17 protein-coding genes are annotated in these 15,335 nt (G+C 37.5%); 14 read left to right on the top strand and 3 right to left on the bottom strand.

Features of this window, described 5'->3' with window-relative positions; translation table 11 throughout:
• Positions 1-61: 61 nt before the first annotated feature.
• Positions 62-937 (bottom strand): YitT family protein, encoded by an 876-nt coding sequence (locus OS139_RS02045; protein WP_016627893.1) that lies wholly within the window; start codon positions 935-937, stop codon positions 62-64.
• Between the two features lie 147 nt (positions 938-1,084).
• Here OS139_RS02045 and OS139_RS02040 point away from each other — a divergent pair, with 147 nt between their 5' ends.
• From OS139_RS02040 to OS139_RS02005, 8 genes are all read left to right on the top strand, one after another.
• A complete protein-coding gene (locus OS139_RS02040; protein WP_002290045.1) occupies positions 1,085-1,417 on the top strand; it encodes a nucleotide pyrophosphohydrolase in 333 nt (110 codons plus the stop codon).
• A 111-nt stretch (positions 1,418-1,528) separates the two neighbouring features.
• On the top strand, positions 1,529-2,737 hold the full coding sequence (locus OS139_RS02035) for a CCA tRNA nucleotidyltransferase (protein WP_002331862.1): 1,209 nt from the start codon (positions 1,529-1,531) through the stop codon (positions 2,735-2,737).
• 153 nt (positions 2,738-2,890) lie between these two features.
• The gene (locus OS139_RS02030) at positions 2,891-3,346 is read left to right on the top strand and encodes a hypothetical protein (protein ID WP_002290187.1); all 456 of its coding nucleotides are present in this window, start codon (positions 2,891-2,893) and stop codon (positions 3,344-3,346) included.
• Between the two features lie 361 nt (positions 3,347-3,707).
• Positions 3,708-3,983, top strand: a complete 276-nt coding sequence (locus OS139_RS02025; RefSeq protein WP_002290188.1) for a hypothetical protein — start codon at positions 3,708-3,710, stop codon at positions 3,981-3,983.
• Between the two features lie 12 nt (positions 3,984-3,995).
• Entirely contained in the window at positions 3,996-6,068 is a 2,073-nt protein-coding gene (locus OS139_RS02020) for a cation:proton antiporter (RefSeq protein WP_002331861.1), read from the top strand.
• Between the two features lie 167 nt (positions 6,069-6,235).
• A complete protein-coding gene (locus OS139_RS02015) occupies positions 6,236-8,119 on the top strand; it encodes an ABC-F family ATP-binding cassette domain-containing protein (RefSeq protein ID WP_033655703.1) in 1,884 nt (627 codons plus the stop codon).
• Between the two features lie 11 nt (positions 8,120-8,130).
• Entirely contained in the window at positions 8,131-9,078 is a 948-nt protein-coding gene (locus OS139_RS02010) for a thymidylate synthase (RefSeq protein WP_002298126.1), read from the top strand.
• 19 nt (positions 9,079-9,097) lie between these two features.
• Positions 9,098-9,625 carry a dihydrofolate reductase gene (locus tag OS139_RS02005; RefSeq protein ID WP_002306927.1) on the top strand — a complete coding sequence of 176 codons (528 nt, stop codon included), beginning with the start codon at positions 9,098-9,100 and terminating at the stop codon, positions 9,623-9,625.
• Between the two features lie 62 nt (positions 9,626-9,687).
• Here OS139_RS02005 and trhA read toward each other — a convergent pair whose 3' ends face one another.
• On the bottom strand, positions 9,688-10,341 hold the full coding sequence (gene trhA, locus OS139_RS02000) for a PAQR family membrane homeostasis protein TrhA (protein ID WP_002288393.1): 654 nt from the start codon (positions 10,339-10,341) through the stop codon (positions 9,688-9,690).
• Between the two features lie 129 nt (positions 10,342-10,470).
• Here trhA and OS139_RS01995 point away from each other — a divergent pair, with 129 nt between their 5' ends.
• The 6 genes from OS139_RS01995 to lepB all read left to right on the top strand — a co-directional run bounded on the left by OS139_RS01995 (position 10,471) and on the right by lepB (position 14,546).
• Complete coding sequence (locus tag OS139_RS01995) at positions 10,471-11,313, top strand: DegV family protein (RefSeq protein WP_002298122.1); 843 nt, start codon at positions 10,471-10,473, stop codon at positions 11,311-11,313.
• Positions 11,314-11,470: 157 nt separating this feature from the next.
• On the top strand, positions 11,471-12,367 hold the full coding sequence (locus OS139_RS01990; protein ID WP_002331859.1) for an SGNH/GDSL hydrolase family protein: 897 nt from the start codon (positions 11,471-11,473) through the stop codon (positions 12,365-12,367).
• 2 nt (positions 12,368-12,369) lie between these two features.
• Complete coding sequence (locus OS139_RS01985) at positions 12,370-13,083, top strand: YpmS family protein (protein ID WP_002306926.1); 714 nt, start codon at positions 12,370-12,372, stop codon at positions 13,081-13,083.
• A gap of 19 nt (positions 13,084-13,102) precedes the next feature.
• On the top strand, positions 13,103-13,621 hold the full coding sequence (gene msrA / locus OS139_RS01980) for a peptide-methionine (S)-S-oxide reductase MsrA (protein WP_002331858.1): 519 nt from the start codon (positions 13,103-13,105) through the stop codon (positions 13,619-13,621).
• The gene (locus tag OS139_RS01975; RefSeq protein ID WP_002290200.1) at positions 13,618-13,845 is read left to right on the top strand and encodes a YozE family protein; all 228 of its coding nucleotides are present in this window, start codon (positions 13,618-13,620) and stop codon (positions 13,843-13,845) included. The genes msrA and OS139_RS01975 overlap by 4 nt, the downstream gene beginning before the upstream one ends.
• 149 nt (positions 13,846-13,994) lie before the next feature.
• Positions 13,995-14,546 carry a signal peptidase I gene (lepB, locus tag OS139_RS01970; RefSeq protein ID WP_025479116.1) on the top strand — a complete coding sequence of 184 codons (552 nt, stop codon included), beginning with the start codon at positions 13,995-13,997 and terminating at the stop codon, positions 14,544-14,546.
• Between the two features lie 87 nt (positions 14,547-14,633).
• Here the strand turns inward: lepB and OS139_RS01965 are convergent, their stop codons facing one another.
• Positions 14,634-15,176 (bottom strand): folate family ECF transporter S component, encoded by a 543-nt coding sequence (locus OS139_RS01965; RefSeq protein ID WP_002313872.1) that lies wholly within the window; start codon positions 15,174-15,176, stop codon positions 14,634-14,636.
• Positions 15,177-15,335 lie beyond the last annotated feature (159 nt).

The raw sequence follows: 15,335 nt of genomic DNA, 5'->3' as shown, positions 1-15,335 counted from the left end.
AAAAAGACAAAGGTCAGCTGGATGTGGAATCTTTCCTCATAGCCAATCTTTGTCTTTTTTCTTATAGTTTTTTCAGTAATCTTGTCTGTGGCTTCAAATAAGTAAAGCCTTGCCCTTCCACTTCATGCACATTGATGATTGAAAGGAAAGCTTTTTCGTCAATCTCATGGACGATCCTCTTAGCTTCAGTTAATTCACTAGAGCTAACGACCATATAGATGATTTTTTTTGAATTACCAGAGAATGCGCCTTCTCCAGAAAGGAAAGTCACACCTCTTTGCAGACCGGTCATCAGTAGTGGTGCAATCTCTTCGCTTTTGTTGGAGACGACAAGTAGACCTTTTGCAGAATATCCGCCATCTAAGATCGAATCAATCACACGACTGAAAACATACGAAACAATCAATGTATACATCATACGTTTCAAGTCGATATAGGTTAATGAAGCAAGTAAGACGATGATATCAAATGCCAATAGGGAACGCCCCATAGTGATGCCGTAATTTTGTTCTAAAATCCGAGCAATAATATCGCTGCCACCTGTTGTTCCACCCATGCGGTAGACGATCCCGCTTCCTACACCTGCAACTAAACCCGCAAGTAGAGAAACGATCAGTAGATCATGCTGTAAATTGATTTCTAGTGGAACCCTTTGCCAGATCCATAAAAAGAATGACAAAGAAAGTGTACCTAGAACAGTATAGGCCAAGGAACGTTTACCGAGGATCTTTCCTCCTAGTACAATCAATGGGATGTTGATTAATAAAGTCGTATAAGCTGGATCAATACCAAATAAAGCTCTTAAGATCAAGGTGATCCCTGAGACTCCCCCTTCTGCTAAATGATTAGCGATGTTCAAGTAAACAAGACCAAATGCATAAATACTTGTTCCTATAATGATAAAAAGAACTTCTTTTACTGTTTTTCGTTTGACCATATGAATTCCAGCTTTCAATTATGTATTTTCACAGAATTTCCATTTAGAAATTCCTTCCTAAATGTAGCATGGAAATTCGATTTTCTCAATTGCTCTTATCTAGGATTTGCGTTAAAGTTTTGGTAAGATAGTTTTGGAGGGAAAAAGATGGATAAAAAGCGTTCTTTATACAGTATGCAGCAGGAAGTGGATGAATATATCCAGCAATTCAAGGTGGGGTATTTCTCTCCATTAGCTCAGATGGCTCGATTAACTGAAGAAGTAGGTGAATTGGCAAGAGAAGTCAACCACACTTATGGAGAAAAAAGCAAAAAGGCTTCTGAACCAGTTAACTCGGTAGCAGAAGAACTTGGTGATGTTTTATTCGTTACGATGATCATGGCTAATTCATTGAATATCGACTTAACTGAAGTTTTTGAAAAAAACATGGAAAAATTCAATCAAAGAGACCATAATCGCTTTGAGCGTAAGGACGAGTAAACAAGATGAAGTGGTCCTGGCCTTGAAGACTCTGAAACGGACTTGTCAAACAGTCACCATGCAACTGAGTCTTTATCTCAGTACAAGAAACACGCAGGAAAGGTTGGAAAAATGAAATTAAAACAATTACCTCTGGAATACCAAAAGGCAATTCCAGTTCTGAAAAAATTAGAGAATGCAGGATATGAAGCTTATTTTGTAGGTGGAAGTGTTCGTGATATCTTGCTGAACCAGCCAATCCATGATGTGGATATCGCAACAAGCGCATTTCCAGAAGAAATCAAACAGCTTTTTCCAAAAACGATAGATATTGGGATCGAACATGGAACTGTGTTGGTATTAGAAAATAATGAACAATATGAGATCACCACATTTCGGACGGAATCAACTTATCAGGACTACCGTAGACCAGATCATGTCGAATTCGTTCGTTCGTTGGCAGAAGATTTGAAAAGAAGAGATTTTACGATCAATGCGTTTGCTTTGAAAGAAGACGGAGAAATCATCGATTTGTTCGATGGTCTGCAAGATCTAGAAGAACAGATCTTGCGAGCTGTAGGCAATCCTCATGAGCGGTTCCATGAAGATGCCTTACGAATGATGCGCGGGTTGCGTTTTGTCAGTCAACTAGGGTTCAAATTAGAGGAAGAAACCTTCTACGCCATCAAAGAAAACCACGAGCTATTAGGTAAAATATCTGTAGAACGTATAAATGTGGAATTCATCAAGATGCTCTTGGGAAATGAACGGGCCGCGGGAATCTATGCATTTATTGAAACAGAGTGCTACATTTGCTGTCCCGGTTTGAAAGAAGAAGGCGAAGCACTTTTACGTTTTGCTGAATTACCATCCGTCCCATTGAAAGAAGAGAGCCAAGTATGGACATTATTGATCAGCCAACTGGGTCTAAAAGAAAATGAGATTCGTTCCTTTTTGAAATCGTGGAAGTGTTCTAACCAAATGATTAAAGACGTTCAAGCACTTGTCCAAGGACTACGACAACGAGAAACTGGAGCTTTGGAACCATTCGAATTGTACTTCTTAGGCAAAAAACATGCACTGCAAGTAGAAGAATTGATGATCTATTTTGACGAAACACCTCAGATGGATGCCGTAGGAGAATCCTATGATCGTTTACCTATCAAGTCATTAAGCGAATTAGCAGTAGATGGTAAAATCTTGCTAGAAGAAACTGGAAAAAAACCTGGTAAGTGGGTTAGTGAAGCTTTGCAATTAGCTGAAAAAGCCGTCGTAGAACAAAGAATAAAAAATGATAAAAAACAGGTTTTGGATTTTTTATCGAAAGAAAAATTGATTTAAAAAACACTAGACTGTATCTGCTCAGCTTTGTTGGCTACTTAAAGTGGGCAGATACGTCATTAGAAGAAAAAACATAAGATGTGACCACTTACATAAATTTGTGCTAAACTGAGGTAGTACAAGAATAAATTACATCATAAAGGAGTCTTTTTAATGAGTAAAGAAATGACAGCGCTAAAATTTTATTTTAGAAATGGAGAAACCTGGACGATCAACCGCCGTCATATCGGCGATCTTTGGATCAAACAAATCACAACAAGTTTTGGACGAATCAATGGCAGTGAATTTGTTGAAATCCATCCGTGTGCTGGATTTAAAATCGAAATCTTCCATGAAGGGGACGCAGTTGCGACACATGATATCAACCTAGGCGGACTGGAAATGGGCATGTTTAATCGCGCATTGAAATACGAAGATATCGAGCGAATGGAAATCCTTTACCGAAATGGCACACCTGATCTTGTGTACTTCCCATATCTAGATAAAGGAACAGAAGGATTAGATAATCAATATCAATCAACAAAAATCAGCGAAAAAACAGGTAACTTGTATATCGTGATCAATCCAGATCAACGTGTAGAAGATGTATACGGGGAATTTTTCGAATAAATCGATTTTTACGCAAAAATGAGGCTGTGAAAGAGATGTGTCTTATTACTACTGATAGGCTGTCTCTTCCACACCGTTTATTCAGAATAAGGGACTGTGACAAGATTTTTGTCGCAGCCCCATTTTTTTGTTGTGATAAAAGAACAAGAAAGGCAGGAATGGAAAAGTAAACATCCTTTTGTCAGAAACTTTTATCTTTCTTAAGTTTTACTTGATATCTGATACTATTTGGAATAGAATGAGGCGTTGAAAAATTTATGGAAATTTCTAACTAGCAATAAACGATGAAACAATGAAATATTTTTCATCCAAAAAGAACTTTGCTATAATGATGGAAGTTTGTGTATAGGAGATCTGGAAAATGAGAGAGAGTTTTGAACAACAAAAAAAACTGTTGCATGATCGCTATGGCGCCCTTTCGATGGATGACCGCCGTCAAATACTTTGTAAGTTGCGTAAAAGAAATATATTGATGTATCGTCAGTTGGAACGTCTGAAACATGATCTGCTTCGTTTGGAGTCAAAACGTGTACAGTGTGAATTAGAGGGTAACCAAACACAGGTTGAAGTAGTCGAAACCAAAATTTTAAAGAAAAAAGAACAATTTTTAAAAATGCTTACACAAAATAAAAAATAAAGGGGATGGACGATGGAATTTGCTGAGTTAGTTATTGTATTTGCAGTAACGATCACCTTATCGAACATAGCTAGCCGCATTTTGCCAATGATTCCAGCTCCACTGATCCAAATTTTCCTTGGAGTGGTATTAGGTCTGACAAAGTGGGGACAATCAATCGATTTTGAACCTGAATTGTTCTTAGTTATGATTATTGCACCATTGTTATTTAGAGAAGGAGAAAAAGCAGATATTTCTTCGATTCTCAAAAATTTCGGGACAATTTTGTTCTTGGCATTTGGAGGAGTCATTTTGACCCTTGTCGGGGTAGGTGCGACGTTATCATTCCTGTTGCCAAGTGTCCCACTTGCTGCCTGCTTTGCTTTTGGAGCAGCGTTAGGTCCGACAGATGCGGTAGCAGTCAGTTCTCTTTCTGGACGAGTGAATATCCCTAAAAAGGCGATGCATATTTTGGAAGGAGAAGGTCTTTTGAATGATGCATCTGGTGTTACTGCCTTCCAGTTTGCTCTTGGTGCGCTGATCACCGGATCTTTTTCAGCAGTAAACGCGGGGATGAGTCTAGTAGTTTCTAGTATTGGGGGAGCTTTGATCGGCTTTTTGCTTGTCTGGTTCAAACAAAAAATAATTCATTTGATCGAAAAAGCATCAGCACAAGATGTCACAGGGTATCTGCTGATCGAACTTTTGCTTCCTTTTCTAGCCTATGTATTGGCAGAGGCATTTGATGTATCTGGAATCATTGCTGCAGTGGCAGCAGGTATTCTCCAAGCTTCTGGTTTTAGGAAAATCTCTGTGTTTGATGCAGAATTGTCGAGCTTGTCCCACAGTACATGGACAACTATTGCTTTTACACTGAATGCATTAGTATTTATATTTTTAGGAATCGAATTGACGCAAGTGTTCTCGCCAGTATGGGGAGACGGTTTATATCCAAACGGTCTTTTATTAGCGATTATCGTATTAATCTCTGTCATGCTTTTTGTGATCAGATTCATTTCTATCAGTCTTTTTTATGTATTCAAAGATGGCAGTAAAAAGTTCAAAAAACAGTTGAACGAGATCTTGATCTTAACATTTGGCGGTGTAAAGGGAACAGTCAGTTTGGCTACGATTTTTATTTTGCCATTTTCAATCAATAATATGATGTTTTACCAGCGGTCTTTGCTTTTGTTTCTGACGGCGGGTGTCATCTTAGTGACTTTGGTCATAGGGATCATTGTCTTGCCTATGCTGACGGAAACAGAGGAAGCGAAAAGCACGGATTTGAATGCTTTGATGATTTTAGAAGAGGTCGTTGAAGTTTTGCGAAAAGAAATAAAGGAAATTGATCGTAATACAAAAGAATTTTTAGCCACTGAAGCAGTGATAGAAAATTATCAAGAACGGATACGTGATCTTTACTTGGAAGATTTAACCGATGATGAAAAGCAAGAAGTACAAGAAATACAAGCACTGATTTTGTCGATCGAACGGGATGGATTGGATGAAAGTTATCGTTCGGGCAAGCTTTCTTCTAATGGTTATCGTTTTTACTCCCGTTTTCTTTCTCGATTCGAACATTCTATCACAAGCCAGATTTTGTCTTTTATCGGCTTTTGGTTCATTGTTGTCCGTAGGTTAATGCGAATCGTTCTCCATCCGAAAATGTTTTGGCAAAGAAGATATGCTGATCGTCAGACATTTATTAGTGATGAAGATATCCAAGAAATCAGAGAGACATATCAAAAAAATACTCAGTTGATTATTGAAAGTTTAGATAACTTGACTGATATTTATGATGAAACGATGGTTCAATTTTTTATCCAGCAACGCAAACTTGAAGGAATAAAAATGAACTCGGGGAATTTGATTTCTTCGTGGATGATCCAGCAAGATAGTCTGTTTACGAAAAAAATGCTAAGAGGTTATTATCTTGAAAGAAAAATCATTGATGAATACGAAGTTGCTGAGAAAATCACGACGTTTTCTGCGAACAGCTATCGCAGGAATATCAATTTGTTAGAATCTTATACGATGAACAAACCATCTGATAACTTTTCTTTCCGATTTGCGTTTCGAGCAAAGTCAAAAAAACGAGTCCAATAAAATAAAAAGGTAAAAATTTTCAAGTTTTATAAAAAACAAAACATATCAGAACAGGATCGAATCGGTCCTGTTCTTTTTTTGAGAACACAAAAAGAACAAATACCAAAAAAATTTTTCTGAAGTTCACTATTTTTATGATACAATATCCAAGATAAGGAGGGAACATGTTGAAAGAATTAAAAGTAACTGACCTCAAAAAAACTTATGGTGAAAAAGATTTGTTTGACCAGATTTCTTTTTTGGTCCACGAAAAAGACCGTATCGGGTTGATTGGGACGAACGGGACGGGTAAAACAAGTCTCTTAAATATTATTGCCGGTATCGATAGCGGCGACGGTGATCGGCAAACAGTATTTTATCCAACTGATTACCGTATTGGTTATCTTTCTCAAGCAGCTGAATTTTCCGATGAATTAACTGTTCTCCAAGCAGTCTTTCAAGGAAACAGCCCCTTGATCCAAACTGTTCGAGCATATGAGGAAGCATTGATCGAACTAGGGGAAAACGGAGAAGACCCTGATGTGCAAAAACGTTATGCTAAAGCAGAAGAACAAATGAATAAAGAAGATGCTTGGACTACAGATACCAACGCAAAGATTATTTTGCAAAAATTAGGAATCAGTGAATTAGATAAAAAAATCAGTACTTTATCAGGTGGTCAGAAAAAACGAGTTAGTCTGGCGCAAGTGTTGATTGATGAACCCGATTTACTATTACTAGACGAACCAACAAACCATTTAGATTATGAAGCGATCGAGTGGTTGGAAAACTATTTGAAACAATACCGTGGCGCACTATTGATGGTTACCCACGATCGTTATTTTCTAGATAGAGTAGCAAACCGAATCTTCGAACTTTCATTTGGAAAATTATACGAGTATAAAGGAAATTATGAAGCTTACGTCTTAGAAAAAGCAGAACGTGATCGTGTAGAAGTAGAACAAGAAGAAAAGCGCAAGCGGCTTTATAAACAAGAATTAGCTTGGATGAGGGCTGGCGTACAGGCACGTGGCACCAAGCAGCAAGCACGGATCAACCGTTTCGAAGATCTAAAGGAGAACTTGTACCAAGTAAACCAAGAAGATGATTTAGAGCTGAACCTAGCGACACAACGTTTAGGGAAAAAAGTACTGGAAATCAAAGATGGCAGTTACCATATAAATGACCAAACACTGCTAGAACATTTAGATTTACTGATTCAATCTCGGGAAAGACTAGGTATTACTGGTAAAAATGGTGCGGGAAAATCGACATTGCTTAATATTCTAGCTGGCAGAATTCCCCTGGATAGCGGTACAATGTCTATCGGTGAAACGGTTCATCTTGCGTATTATACACAAGAAAATGAAGAAATGGCACCAGATAAACGGATGATTGCTTACTTACAAGAAGCTGCTGAAGAAGCAAAAACAGCAGATGGCAGTCAAATCGGAGTAGCAGAATTACTTGAACGATTTTTATTTCCAAGATTTATGCATGGGACACTGATAGGCAAACTTTCAGGCGGAGAAAAACGCCGGTTATTTTTGTTGAAACTGCTGATCCAGCAACCTAATGTTTTATTATTGGATGAACCGACCAATGATTTGGACATAGCAACATTGACGATTTTGGAAGATTATTTTAGAAGTTTTCCAGGAGCTGTGATCACTGTTTCCCATGACCGTTATTTCTTGGACAAGGTAGCAGATAAGTTATTAGTATTCCAAGGAAACGGAAAACAAGAACTTTATTACGGAAACATGTCCAGTTATTTACTGAAGCAAAAAGAGACCCAGCAGCCTGCTGAAAAAGCGAAACCAAAAATACAGAGCAAGGAACCTGCTGAAAAGAAGAAATTATCTTACATGGAACAAAAAGAATGGGAAACGATTGAAGATGAGATTGCAGAACTTGAAGAAAAAATCTCATTGCTCCAAGAAGAGATGAATCATCAAGGAGATAATTTCACTCGATTACAAGAATTGCAAAACGACGTATCTGAAACAGAAGCACAACTTGAAGAAAAAATGGCACGGTGGGAATACTTGAGTGAATGGGTAGAAGATTAGGAGGAAAAAGGATGGAACAAGCGTATCTTGACTTAGGAAGAAAATTGTTGGAAGAAGGGCATCGTAAAGAAGACAGAACAGGCACAGGCACATTAAGCTTATTCGGATACCAAATGCGGTTTGATCTGCAAAAAGGGTTTCCTTTGTTAACAACGAAACGAGTACCTTTTGGATTGATCAAAAGCGAATTGCTTTGGTTTTTAAAAGGAGATACGAATATCCGCTATCTATTACAAAATAAAAACCATATTTGGGATGAATGGGCATTTGAACGCTACATCAAAAGTCCAGACTATAATGGACCAGATATGACTGATTTTGGCCATAGATGTTTGACAGATCCTGAATTCAATGAAGAATATAAAAAGCAGAGCAAGCTTTTTTGCGAGAAGATCCTAACCGATGATTCCTTTGCTGAAACATACGGCGATCTTGGACACATCTACGGCTATCAATGGCGTCACTGGGAAACAAAAGACGGTGGCTTTATCGATCAAATCAAAGAAGTGATCGAAGCAATCAAAAAGACTCCTGATTCTAGAAGATTGATCGTTTCTGCATGGAATCCGGAAGATGTTCCTAGCATGGCTTTGCCTCCTTGTCATACGATGTTTCAATTTTATGTTCAAGAGGGACGGCTAAGCTGCCAATTGTATCAACGCAGTGGGGATGTGTTTCTAGGCGTTCCGTTCAACATTGCAAGTTATGCGTTGCTGACTCACCTAATTGCACATGAAACAGGTTTAGCGGTTGGCGAATTTGTTCACACATTAGGAGACGCTCATCTTTATATCAATCATATCGAACAAATGAAAGAACAATTGAGCCGAGAAATACGCGCATTTCCGACTTTAGTTTTGAATCAGGAAAAGCAGTCAGTATTTGATTTTGAGATGGAAGATATCCAATTAGAAGGATATGACCCACATCCGGCGATCAAAGCTCCTATCGCTGTTTAGAATCAGAAAGGATGAGAAAATGTTAGCTGCAATTTGGGCACAGGATGAAAACGGATTGATTGGAAAAGAAGACCGTCTTCCTTGGCGTTTGCCAAATGATCTGAAATTCTTCAAACAAATGACAGAAGCAAATACACTAGTGATGGGACGAAAAACTTTCGAAGGGATGGGTAGCCGTCCGTTGCCGAATCGTCAGACGATTGTTTTGACGAGAGATTCTTCCTTTAAAGCAGAAGGCGTGCATGTCATGCATAGTGTGGAAGACGTGCTTGCTCTGGAAAAAGAAACAGACGGTATCTTTTTCATCGCTGGAGGGTCAGCTGTTTATCAAGAATTTCTGCCATTTTGTACGATATTATACCGTACAGTCATCCATCATGTATTCGATGGAGATGCTTATTTTCCACCTGTTGACTGGTCTGATTGGTCACTGATCAATACTAGTCAAGGAGAAATAGATGAAAAAAATCGTTATCCGCATCAATTTGAAACGTATCAGCGTAATGAGAATCCTGTAAAAAGCGGGACAGGCGAATTGACGATATAAAAAAGCTATGGATAGACTAGCTGTTATTTAGAGCTGTCCCATCCATAGCTTTATTTTTTTTATTAAGTAAAGAATAAAACAGAGAAGTACATAAAACCTGCACCTAACATAACAAACAAATGCCAAACAACATGCATATAGCGGATAGAATTCAAGCTATAAAAGAATGCGCCTATCGTGTAAGAAAGCCCGCCTGCTACCATCAAAATAACACCAGTCATTCCAAGAGAGTGATAAAGAGGAACAGCAGCCACGACACAGAGCCACCCCATAAAAATATAGATGATCGTAGATACTTTTGATACTCTCTCCCGTTTATGCAACGTCAACGCTTTATATATAATGCCAAGAATCGCAAACAACCAGATTAATACAAATAAAGTCCAACCTAGCCATCCTCGGATACTCAGCAAACAAAAAGGAGTATAACTTCCTGCAATCAAAAGAAAAATCGAACTATGATCGAATACTTGGAACACCTTTTTTGCTTTTGTAAAAATCAATGAATGAAACAAAGTAGACGTTAAAAATAAAAGAATCATCATCGATCCATAGATAGCATAAGAGACAATATGGAGGGAGGAATGCAAGTGGGCACCTTTTACTAAAAGAACCACTAGTCCCGCGATACTCAATCCAGTCCCAATTCCATGGGTGACTGCATTAAACACTTCATTTAATATTTCATACGTTCGATTAAATTTCGTTTTTTCCATGAAAACGGCTCCTTTACTAGGTGTAATTAATGAAAAATCATTATTTGTCTGTTATACTAAAAATAGAAATTGTCTTACATGTAGTTTAACATGAATAAGGCATCTTGTTAAAGAAAGAGAGAGAAAATAATGACAAATGTAAAAATCGTAACAGATTCTTCATGTACGATGGAAAAAAATGTACGCGATGCTTTAGGCATTCGTGTCATGCCGCTATCCATCATGATCGACGGAACAGTATATCCCGATGATGACCAACTAGACGGCGAAAGATTTATGGAAATGATGGCGAAAGCAAAAAATCTGCCCAAAACAAGCCAACCACCGATTGGAGAATTTATCTCGATGTATGATGAGCTAGGAGAAGATGGCAGTGAAGTGATTTCGATCCATATGACAAAAGGCTTGAGTGGAACAGTAGAAGCAGCAAGACAAGCCAGTAATCTAACAAAAACGAAAGTAACGGTTATCGACAGTGATACCACTGACCAAGGATTATCTTTTCAGGTAATTCGAGCAGCTGAATTAGCAAAAGAAGGTAAAACAGTAGAGGAAATCCTTGAAGAAGTCAAAAAAGTACAAGACAATACAAAATTATACATCGGAATATCCACACTAGATAACTTGGTAAAAGGTGGAAGAATCAGCCGAACAACTGGTTTGCTGTCTAGTGTTTTGAACATACGCGTGGTGATGAATTTCGCCCATTCTGAATTAATCCCTGTAACTAAGGGGCGAGGAAAGAAAACGTTCGATAAATGGTTTAATAATTTGAAAAATGAACTGAAAGAATTGCCAAATGTGCGACAAATCGGTATTTCACATGCGGATGCAAAAGAATTGGCGCAAGAATTCAAAGAGGGTTTGCAAGAATTATTCCCGGACATGCATATCCCTGTACTGCATACGAATCCGGTTATCGCTACGCATACTGGTAAAGACGCGTTTGCAATCATGTATTATGTAGATTAGTCGAAAAGAGGATAAGCCCTCAGCCTGAAAGGCTTGCAGCTTATTCTCTTTTTCTTTATAAAATTAGGAAAATAATTGTTTTCTTTTTTCATAAAGACTACCTTTTTGATAAAATTTTTGATAACATTAGAACCAATCGAATACAAGAGGTGAAAAAATGAAATTAACGAAACGACATTTGATCCTCGTTTTGTTCCCATTATTAATTGCGATCATCATCTATGCAGGTTTAGCTGCTTCTATACCGAAAGCTGGCCCACTAATGAAACCAGTAACTACTGTGAGAGAAGATCCAAATAAAAAAGAAAAACTTCACTACATAGCTATCGGAGATTCGCTGACTGAAGGAGTAGGAGATCAAACCAAGCAAGGAGGATTCGTTCCCCTTGTCGCAAATGATCTAAAAGACCGTTATAATTTGACCGCGGTTGAAACAGAAAACTATGGTGTAAATGGTGAACGAAGTGACCAGATCTTAAAGCGAGTAAAAACAAAAGAAGAAATTCGAAACAATATCAAAACAGCTGATTTTATCACACTGACTGTTGGCGGTAATGATTTGATGAAAGTTATCCAAAATAATTTATTCGGGTTAACGGTCAATTCCTTTAAAAAGCCACTGAAAAACTATCAGGAAAATGTCACAGAACTATTGGAAGAATTTCGATCCCTCAATAAAACCGCACCTATTTACATTTTAGGCATCTACAATCCATTTTATTTGAACTTTCCTGAGATCACTGACATGCAGACAATTGTTAACAATTGGAATAAAGGAACAGAAACGGTGACAAAAAAAATGCCGAACTGCTACTTTATCCCAATCAATGATTTGCTTTATCAAGGATTTAATCAGGAAGTAGGTGTCACAGAAGAAGGAACAGATCAAACAACTAGCACGACAGAAAATCTAAATGGCATCAAAAATAATGTGCTCTATGAAGAAGATCATTTCCATCCAAATAATTTAGGTTATCAATTGATGGCAAATGCAGTGAGAGATCAGCTGATCGAGACACAAAACCAATGGCTAGAGAAGGAGGATGATCAATAAACATGAAAACAAGATCTGACGTATCTTCAAACAAAACAAAGAAAACAAATTACTGGAAATTCGCCTTCCTTATCCTTCTTGGGGTAGTACTTGGTTCGACCGTATTTTTAGGCAGCCGTATTTTTGCTAATCGGGAACCAGAACTCCCAGAAATACCAGCTCTTACGGAAAGACAAGGAGATCCTGTCTTAACGATCAATTCAAATAAAGAAAAAGTCAATCAAATCATCAGCTTTTTCCTTAGTGAGTATCAAAAAGATAGTGATATTGAATATAAATTTTATTTGGAAAATGAAGCACTACTCAATGGCACTTTCGAAGTACTAGGTTTTCCTATCGATTTCTATTTATATTTTGATCCGTATGTGATGGAAAACGGAAATGTCCAACTAAAAGCTAGAAGTCTTTCTATTGGAACATTAAGTTTGCCAATTAAAGATGTGATGAATATGATCAAGAGAAACTATAAATTGCCAGATTGGATCGAAGTTAATACAGATGATTTGACTATCATGCTTAGATTGGATCAATTCCGGATGCAAAACGGGATGTATATTAAAGCAGATAAAATCGACTTAGTAAATGATGACATTCGATTTAGTCTATATTTGCCAAAAGATACCTCTGATGCTTCAAACAACTCAAATACAAACAAAACTAGCAACAGCAGTACTGAAAGCAAAACAAAAGAGAACAAAAAAACATCAAATGAATAGTATTAGAGGAGGAATAATAATGGAACGAGCAATATTTGCAGGAGGCTGCTTCTGGTGCATGATCCAACCTTTCGATACGCTTCCTGGTATTCATACAGTGATGTCAGGATATACTGGAGGACACGTACCAGATCCAACTTATGAACAAGTAAAAAGCCAAACGACTGGACATACGGAAGCAGTGGAGATTATCTATGATCCAACATTGATTTCATATGAACTGTTAGTAGAACTTTACTGGCAGCAAACGGATCCGACTGATGCTTTTGGACAATTTGAGGATCGCGGCGACAATTACCGTCCGGTCATCTTTTATTTGACAGAAGAACAACGGATCATTGCTGAAAAAAGTAAGAAACAATTAGCTGAAAGTGGACGTTTCGAACAGCCAATCGTTACGAAAATCGAACCAGCCCAACCATTTTATCTAGCAGAAGAAGACCATCAAGAGTATTATAAAAAGCATCCTGAAAATTTTAAAAGAAACCATGCACGCCGGGCTGCCTTTATTGAAGAAAATTGGAGGAACGAAGGGTGAATCGAAGCTTTTTTCACTATTTAATGACACTGCGAGGCGGTGGTGTACACGATACTTTATCTATTTTTGCTACAGAAGCCGGTAAAGATATCCAATTCCCTAAGCACAGCTCTAGCTACGAAGAAATTTCTAGTTATCTAGAATTGAATGTCGACTATTTGCCATCCATGGATATTTTTGACGAAGCCTGGGAAAAATATTTAGAGAACAATCATGACTTATAAAAATTGGCTTTCCATTTATGATCCAAGCGCTTTTTGTCCAACAGTTTGATAGAAAGAATTATTTTTATTTCAGCTATCTAGTCGCATTTTTTTGATATTTTTCTTATAATAAAGAAAGAATGAAAAAACGAGGGATGGATTGATAGAGATTGACAAAAAAACAACGCTATATTAATCGCTTCTGGCTTATATTCAAATACTTACTTGTTTCTGTATTCCTTTCGTTCATGTTGCGGGGATTTTTGTTCATCCCTGTACCAGTAGAAGGCAATTCAATGGAAAATGTCTTGAAACAAGGCGACATGGTTGTGATGGAAAAATTTTCGGAGATCAGACGATTTGATATTGTTGTTTTTCAATTAGCAGATGGGACGATTTATATCAAACGAGTGATTGGGCTTCCAGGAGAAAATGTTAGCTACCAAAATGATCAATTGAAGATCAATGGAAAAGTAGTGAAGGAGCCTTATCTAACTAAAAACATAAAGTCAGATCATGCAAATGCATCCTATACGACGGACTTCACACTACAAGAACTGACGGGACAATCGAAGCTTCCCGAAGATAGTTATTTTGTACTTGGAGATAATCGAAGAGTTTCAAAAGATAGCCGCTCATTTGGTACGATCAATAAAACGGATATTTTAGGTAAAGCAAGATTCGTTTATTATCCGCTTGATGAAATAAAATGGATTCAGTGAGAAACAATAAAGAGGTTGTGACCATTCTTTTGTCACAACCTCTTTATCGTATGGTCCAAAATCAGCATATTACCTTAGTACATAAAATCAAACAGCTCGTTTAAACACTTTTCTAGCCTCTAAAGCTTTGATAAATGAATAAACAACCGTTATTTGAATAGGGATCTGAATCATATTCCTGATAACCCTACCTAGAAAAATCACTTTGAAATCTGCACCAAACAAAACAGACATCAGCCAAGAATTGATAAAAAGGCTAACTGGAATCATAATCAATAGTTGGGCAGCGATGACGGAAAGCAGGTTTATCTTTTTATGATATAAAAATAAGCCATTGATAAACCCACCAAGGAATGCTGTGATAAGAAAAGCAACTTGAAACGTACCTGAACCAAATATTGTGAAATTCAAAGTGTTCGACAACGTTTCAAGCAAACCAGCCCAGATCGGCCCATATAGATAACCCATAAGTGCCATACTTAAAAATCCGAATGTGACTTGAAAATAAGCAGGACCAATCGCTATCTTGTATAAGATGACATCAAGAGCTAATAAAAGGGCAGAAGTCGATAACAATCTTGCATTCATTTCGGGCAATCTAAAAACGTCTTTTGCAATCAAAGTGTTCAAAATATTCTCTCCTTTGTCAGTTAATAAGAAAAGGATACCATAAAATCGCCAAGGTGTCATGACACCTTGGCGATTTACAAAAATAACCATCCAACAACTAATAAAATGAGAAGAAGACTGCTTTTATAAACTGTAAAAAAGGCAATTGTACGATCGAAA

The sequence above is a fragment of the Enterococcus sp. E4-223 genome, assembly GCF_035727065.1.
Lineage (GTDB): Bacteria > Bacillota > Bacilli > Lactobacillales > Enterococcaceae > Enterococcus_B > Enterococcus_B faecium.
This window is presented reverse-complemented; position numbering and strand designations above follow the sequence as displayed.

Bases quoted from the DNA above. Each gene is read 5' to 3' on its own strand.
- OS139_RS02010 (WP_002298126.1), top strand. From the start codon at position 8,131: ATGGAACAAGCGTATCTTGACTTAGGAAGAAAATTGTTGGAAGAAGGG.
- OS139_RS02030 (WP_002290187.1), top strand. From the start codon at position 2,891: ATGAGTAAAGAAATGACAGCGCTAAAATTTTATTTTAGAAATGGAGAA.
- OS139_RS01995 (WP_002298122.1), top strand. From the start codon at position 10,471: ATGACAAATGTAAAAATCGTAACAGATTCTTCATGTACGATGGAAAAA.
- OS139_RS01985 (WP_002306926.1), top strand. From the start codon at position 12,370: ATGAAAACAAGATCTGACGTATCTTCAAACAAAACAAAGAAAACAAAT.
- trhA (WP_002288393.1), bottom strand. From the start codon at position 10,341: ATGGAAAAAACGAAATTTAATCGAACGTATGAAATATTAAATGAAGTG.
- OS139_RS02005 (WP_002306927.1), top strand. From the start codon at position 9,098: ATGTTAGCTGCAATTTGGGCACAGGATGAAAACGGATTGATTGGAAAA.
- OS139_RS02035 (WP_002331862.1), top strand. From the start codon at position 1,529: ATGAAATTAAAACAATTACCTCTGGAATACCAAAAGGCAATTCCAGTT.
- OS139_RS02040 (WP_002290045.1), top strand. From the start codon at position 1,085: ATGGATAAAAAGCGTTCTTTATACAGTATGCAGCAGGAAGTGGATGAA.
- OS139_RS02045 (WP_016627893.1), bottom strand. From the start codon at position 937: ATGGTCAAACGAAAAACAGTAAAAGAAGTTCTTTTTATCATTATAGGA.
- msrA (WP_002331858.1), top strand. From the start codon at position 13,103: ATGGAACGAGCAATATTTGCAGGAGGCTGCTTCTGGTGCATGATCCAA.
- OS139_RS02020 (WP_002331861.1), top strand. From the start codon at position 3,996: ATGGAATTTGCTGAGTTAGTTATTGTATTTGCAGTAACGATCACCTTA.
- OS139_RS01990 (WP_002331859.1), top strand. From the start codon at position 11,471: ATGAAATTAACGAAACGACATTTGATCCTCGTTTTGTTCCCATTATTA.
- OS139_RS02025 (WP_002290188.1), top strand. From the start codon at position 3,708: ATGAGAGAGAGTTTTGAACAACAAAAAAAACTGTTGCATGATCGCTAT.